Annotated in this window: 8 protein-coding genes; 4 read left to right on the top strand and 4 right to left on the bottom strand. The window is 43.8% G+C overall.

The genetic code is table 11. From position 1 onward, the window contains the following. Positions 1-238: 238 nt before the first annotated feature. Complete coding sequence (locus P5683_RS02985; RefSeq protein WP_315648632.1) at positions 239-955, top strand: Uma2 family endonuclease; 717 nt, start codon at positions 239-241, stop codon at positions 953-955. Between the two features lie 51 nt (positions 956-1006). After that, a complete protein-coding gene (locus tag P5683_RS02980; protein WP_006669755.1) occupies positions 1007-1489 on the top strand; it encodes a low molecular weight protein-tyrosine-phosphatase in 483 nt (160 codons plus the stop codon). Here the strand turns inward: P5683_RS02980 and P5683_RS02975 are convergent. From P5683_RS02975 to P5683_RS02965, 3 genes are all read right to left on the bottom strand, one after another. Further along, positions 1482-2150 (bottom strand): response regulator transcription factor, encoded by a 669-nt coding sequence (locus tag P5683_RS02975; protein WP_006625870.1) that lies wholly within the window; start codon positions 2148-2150, stop codon positions 1482-1484. The genes P5683_RS02980 and P5683_RS02975 overlap by 8 nt on opposite strands. Positions 2151-2396: 246 nt before the next feature. Further along, positions 2397-4142 (bottom strand): hypothetical protein, encoded by a 1746-nt coding sequence (locus tag P5683_RS02970; protein ID WP_006625871.1) that lies wholly within the window; start codon positions 4140-4142, stop codon positions 2397-2399. Positions 4143-4207: 65 nt separating this feature from the next. Further along, on the bottom strand, positions 4208-4978 hold the full coding sequence (locus P5683_RS02965; protein ID WP_315640621.1) for a pentapeptide repeat-containing protein: 771 nt from the start codon (positions 4976-4978) through the stop codon (positions 4208-4210). A gap of 201 nt (positions 4979-5179) precedes the next feature. Here P5683_RS02965 and P5683_RS02960 point away from each other — a divergent pair, with 201 nt between their 5' ends. Next, a complete protein-coding gene (locus P5683_RS02960; protein ID WP_006625873.1) occupies positions 5180-5383 on the top strand; it encodes a hypothetical protein in 204 nt (67 codons plus the stop codon). Between the two features lie 35 nt (positions 5384-5418). On the opposite strand, the gene tnpA is transcribed toward P5683_RS02960, so the two are convergent. Next, entirely contained in the window at positions 5419-5856 is a 438-nt protein-coding gene (gene tnpA / locus P5683_RS02955) for an IS200/IS605 family transposase (protein ID WP_315669411.1), read from the bottom strand. Positions 5857-5916: 60 nt separating this feature from the next. Between tnpA and P5683_RS26390 the strand changes: the two genes are divergently transcribed. Next, a complete protein-coding gene (locus tag P5683_RS26390; RefSeq protein WP_321201176.1) occupies positions 5917-5982 on the top strand; it encodes a helix-turn-helix domain-containing protein in 66 nt (21 codons plus the stop codon). The last annotated feature ends 18 nt before the right edge of the window (positions 5983-6000 follow it).

The following is a 6000-nucleotide window of genomic DNA, read 5'->3' as shown; positions in this document are numbered from 1 at the left end:
AATTTACTGTTATCTGGTGAAGAACGAGCGGAACGGGAACAACAACGAGCGGAACGGGAACGACAACGAGCCGATCGCCTAGCAGCTCGTTTACAGGAATTGGGAATTGATCCTAATGAAATCATCTGAAATTATCCAATTTGGGCTTTAGTGTCATAGAAGTGGAAAAGAGAAGGAGAGGAGCGATCGCCTTGTCAGATATGCTATAGTCAAGTCAGAACTATCGGTTCTCTTGTATATGACTGCCACCGAATCTTTAACGACTCTACCGGATCATACCCAACTTCCCTGTGAAGACGGAACCTTTGTGAAAAACTTTCAAGAACACCCCCAAAGTATCCTATTAACCGATTCTATTCGTCCGGTTCTTAATCAAATACATCCAGACGGACAATATTGCATTGGTCAAGATAGTGGGATTTACTGGCGCATTACAGACCCACCCCAAAAAGGAGCGGAAGCACCGGACTGGTTTTATGTGGCGAATGTTCCCCCGACCCTCAATGGTAAACTGCGACGGTCTTATGTATTGTGGCAAGAATTAATCCGTCCCCAAATCATCATCGAATTTGTATCTGGGGATGGTTCAGAAGAACGGGATAAAACCGCTTGGAAAGGCAAGTTTTGGATTTATGAAACGGTAATAAGAACGCCGTATTATGCCATCTATGAAGTGGAAAAATCTCAGGTAGAAGTGTATCGTTTAGAGGGTAGTTTCTATGAGTTGCTAACCCCAAATAACCGCAATCATTACCCAATTCCCGAAATGGGAGTAGAGTTAGGTATCTGGTCGGGAATATATCAGAACGTGGAATTACCTTGGTTGCGTTGGTGGGATAGTGATGGTAATTTACTGTTATCTAGTGAAGAACGAGCGGAACGGGAACGACAACGAGCCGATCGCCTAGCAGCTCGTTTACAGGAATTGGGAATTGATCCGAATGAAATTATGTGAAATTATATAATTATGGCGTTAGTGCCATAGTCAAAAATCGTGTTTCCAACTATGTCCTATAGATTGTTATTTGTTTGTCTGGGAAATATTTGTCGATCGCCTTCAGCCGAGAATATTATGAATCATCTGATCGAAGAGGCTAATTTGAGCGATCGCATTGTCTGTGATTCGGCGGGGACATCAGGCTATCATATTGGTTCGGCCCCTGATCCTCGTATGACTATGGCTGCGAAAAAACGAGGCATTGTCCTCAAGGGTTCTGCTCGTCAGTTCACCGCCTCCGATTTTGATAATTTCGATCTAATTTTGGCGATGGATCAGGACAATTATCAGCAAATTCTGTATCTTGATCGAGGGAAAAAATATGGTGATAAGGTTAAGCTAATGTGCGATTTCTGTAGCCATCATACCCTCAAAGAAGTTCCCGATCCCTACTATGGTGGCCCGGAAGGTTTTAATCAGGTGATTGATTTGCTACTAGATGCCTGTGAAGGCTTATTAGAATTTGTAGTTAATCAACCATCGGTTAATTAATTAGGTCATTTTCCAAGGCAAACCGTACCAGTGCAGCGCGGTTACTGCTGTCAGTTTTGCGGAGTAAACTGCTAACATACTTTTCGACAGTGCGAGAACTCAGATGCAGAGAATTTCCGATTTTGACGTTGGATAATCCTTCTGTAAGTAGGTTCAAAACCTGTTGTTCTCGTTCGGTGAGATGAATGTTGGTAGTTGATAAACTGTGAAAATGATGCCGTTTATAACGGGGACTGGTATGGTTTGATAGGGGTTCATTAATCCGAGACCTCCATTCTGCTTCAATGAGTTGCGATCGCTCTAAAAGCGCCCTAATCACTACACCTAACTCATCTAATTCAAAAGGCTTAGGGAGATAATTATCACACCCGAGTTGATAGCCCCGAATCCGCTCTTCGGTACTGGTATGAGCGGTTAAAAAAATCACTGGTAACAAACGGAAACCAGGTTGGGAACGAACTCGCTTGACTAGCTCAAAACCATCCATTTCTGGCATGGCAATATCTGTTACTATCAGGTGTGGTTGATGCTTTTCTACCAATTCGAGTGCTTCCTGACCATTGGTGGCAGAAATGACCATATATCCTGACATTTCCAGATAATCGCTAATCGAAAGGCGAGTTCCCAAATCATCATCAACGACTAGAAGTGTCAAAGGCATAGGAACTGGAGATAAAAGACTAGAGATTTAGATTCTCTATGGGTTTTAGAGATAGGCTGACTCACAAAAAACACCTCACCAACTAGGAAGTTAATACCAAATGCTGTAGCTATCCTCAAATCGCCACTACTTAAATGATTATTTGGGATTGTTTATTTTAACATTATATGTAGTTGACAAGTGGATAGCTTAAGGGATAAGTATTTATCCCTGTACTGATCAGTGGCATGGCAGGGGGCTGTATGATTAGGCATACATCTGGGTTTCCAAGACTTTGATGGTTTGCTGGCGGGTTTTCTGATATGTAAATAATTGTCTCACATCAAATTGAGAAGATAACACTCTTTCCGGCAGCCACTCCCCCGGCTGAGTTATGGCTTGTAAGCCTTGGAGTTCTGTGATCATGTCTCTATAGGCGGGTAAGCCAGATAATTTACTAGATCGAGGGTTGGGTGTGTCTCCAAAGGAACCCACAGCTTGCCAATTTTTACCTGTGGCTGTGGTGGTGCGATCGCTATTATGACCTATACCCAAGGCCATTTTTTCGGTAGCGGGGAGTAAGGCTACTTGGGCGATCGCCACCAGGGCTGCTGTCCCAATTAATCCAGTTATCCCCTCTAGCATTGGCATTCCCGATAACAGACCCAAACCACCACGGGAGACACTGTTATAAGCCGACTCGGCTAGAGTTCCAGGTAAAACTTCAATGGGTGGGAAGTTGGCTGAAGGTCTCTGTTGGGGTTGGGTCTCGTTTATATAGGCTTTAGCAGTAGCGATCGCTTTCCAGGACTGTTCCCAATGGTCTGATGGTAATTCACTGTGCAGCTGAAAGCTACCTTCTCGCCATAGGTAAAAAATCACCTGACACACTTGGGGAATTTCAGCTTGTGCTATCCAAGCCTCAAAGCGTTTGAATAGGGGCTGATTCTGAATGTTTTTTCCCTGACGAAACTTGGTAAATACAGATAAAAAATCTGGTCGTTCTTCCTGTGCAATGGTCTGGCAGGTATTAATACTACTAATAATTATGGCATCTACAGTCATTGACCAAGCCATTGCACTAGATCTCAGATAATATTGTTTGATAATCTTAGGGAGGGAGGAATGCAAAACTATCGCATCCAGACGAGTGAGGTTGTCTAAATTAGTAACCATCTCCCCGGCACGCAAATATTGATAAGTGCTGCGGATATCTCGTTGTTCTGTTAGTTCTAATTGACCTGCATTTAAGGCTGACTCAATAGATTTTTCAATAGCCATTAATCGGGAATTATAACTAGCAATAAGATAGCGCTGACTTAACTCGGAATATACAGGAGAAGACAGAAACAAATAATCCAGCAAATTGAGGGTATTAGGGTCTGTGATAGCCGAGCCTGATTGCAGATTATTATAAGCCTGAAAACATCTAACTTTACTGCGGTCATGAATGGGAGATTGTACAATCAGGTTGTTGATTTTACGGTCAATATTATCAGAGGGCTGGTTGAGTAAAGTATGCAAAATTAAAAAGGCATCCTCTCCCTGCAATCCACACCCTTTCAGACGCAGATTAGCACCTTCTGAGCTATGGGGTGGGATTTTCACTTCATATCTTTTACCTGTTTTTACCATAACCATTTGAGTCCCCCCATTGGTGGCAATTGGAGCCGGGACAAAAATATGATAAAGCTCATCTGTACTCCAGTCATATTCTGGATTAGTGGGGATTTCGTCCTCGGCTTCTGGATAAATATTTTCCACCCATCCTTGAGCGCGTTTCACCACAGAAGCCCCAGAATTGGTGGCTGTATGTATTGCGGCTTTCCCCACTTCGGAAGCGCGATGAGTAATCGAATCCCCTATCTCAGTTGCTGTTTTTCGAGCTGTTTCCGTGGCTCGATCGCTCAGGGATTTACCCAACCCTGATGCGGGTTGACTCCAATTTTTAGGCAGACCGGATACTTTCTGGTTTACGGAATCCCAAAAAGATTGATTTTGGCGATCGCCCATAGTCTACAACTCCATCACAACTCGCATTAAACCAACAGTAGTCTTCACTCAATTATTTCTGCTTCTTAGAACAGAAATCTTAACAGTAGGGGAGTAGCACTTTCCAGAAGTCCCATAACCCCGCCATTACGGGCTCTAAGTTCCTGGGGATTTTGACGAAATTCGATAATTTCAATCAACTGAGCAGTAATTTCCTGCCCTTCCTGGCTCCCCCATCTATTATATAGTTCTTGAGCCTGTTTAGCATCCGACATGGCTCTATTTAAATCACCACTATCAGCCCAAGCCATACTGCGAGCAAAATAAGCCGCCGCCAGGTTAGGATTGAGACTCAGGGCGCGGTTGTAGTGGTCTATGGCATTTTTATAGTTCCCTGCCAAGGCTTCTTTAACTCCCAGGCGATAGAAATCCTCGGCGTTGCCAATATTAGTCGGGAGTCCCACCACTCCAATTAATTGAGCCTCAGTAATATTAGCCTCAAGGGCGATCGCATTAGCCAAATAAGCGCCTCGCAAATCCGACCCCGCCAGGTTCGCCCCAGTCAGGTTCGCCCCAGTCAGGTTCGCCCCAAATAAACTCGCCCCAGTCAGGTTCGCCCCAGTCAGATTAGCCCCAGTCAGGTTAGCACGACTCAGGTTAGCCCCAGTCAGGTTAGCCCCGCTGAGGTTCGCGCCGCTGAGATCTGCTAACACCAAGCCCGCATTAGTCAGATTGCAGTTTGGACATTCTTTAGTTGATAGGAGTTGTCGGATCTCCTGTAAATTACTAGCCTGGACCGGAGCCATTGGTAGGATAGCAATCGACAGGGTAATCATCGTTAGAATTGGGAATTTCATCGAAGATCTCCGGTAGCGAGTAAGCGTTCATGAACCTTTATTCTATACCATTTTCCGCCCATGACTTGGGTGGTATATATGCGGCAATTGTGATCTCAATCAGGTTTAATATTGATCACAATCACAATGGCTGACGCGCTCTATCACTTCCATAATCCCCAGAACGTAAGATAATAGCTACATAGCGTTATATGAGTTCCCATGCTGGCGCAATTCTCACCCTCATCTAACAATCTCGATGCTCTAATTGATCGCATTTTTGTTTCTCGCAAGATCACCCGCGAGGACCAAAAGCAACTTATGTACTTGCTTCTATCCAAGGAATGTCTGAGTGATGAAGAACACGACTGCATTAACGAAGTATTCGATCGCCTACGTCGGGGATTACTCCACGTTGTTGAGTAAATTATCGAAAATTTTTGGTTGAAAACCCCGTCGTTCTACGACGGCTTTTCTTGGTTTTTAATGTAAGACTTCAGAACCTCTAATGGTGCGCCACCGCTTGAAGATACAAAATAACTAGGCGACCATAAAGATTCTTTTCCGTAGGGTTTAGGGAATCTGGCTTGCCCATATCTACGACTGTCAACTCCTTTTAAAGCATTTACTATGACAGAAATAGAGAGTTGAGGAGGGTATTCAACTAAGGTATGAATATGGTCTGACTCCCCATTAAATTCCAGCACTTGAAAATTCATTTTTTCAGCCACTTCTCGAAAAGACTTCAGGATTAACATCCGGCTCTCCACTGTCAAGATTTGGCGACGATACTTAGTCACACAGACCAAATGAATCTTTAAATCCGAAACAGACGCTCTTTTCGTCAAAGGGTTGACATCTACCAGACTCCTAGCTATAATTAATGCAGACTCATACATTTTTACAGTATGAAGCTAAGATATCGATATCGAATTTACCCAACAGACCAACAATAGAGATTGATGTCTCAATTGTTCGGATGCTGTCGGGTAATATTTAACGATGCCTTAGCATATTGTCAATAACAATACCGTGCGGGTCAC

Source organism: Limnospira sp. PMC 1279.21 (genome assembly GCF_032349615.1).
GTDB classification, from domain to species: Bacteria; Cyanobacteriota; Cyanobacteriia; order Cyanobacteriales; family Microcoleaceae; genus Limnospira; species Limnospira fusiformis.
This window is presented reverse-complemented; position numbering and strand designations above follow the sequence as displayed.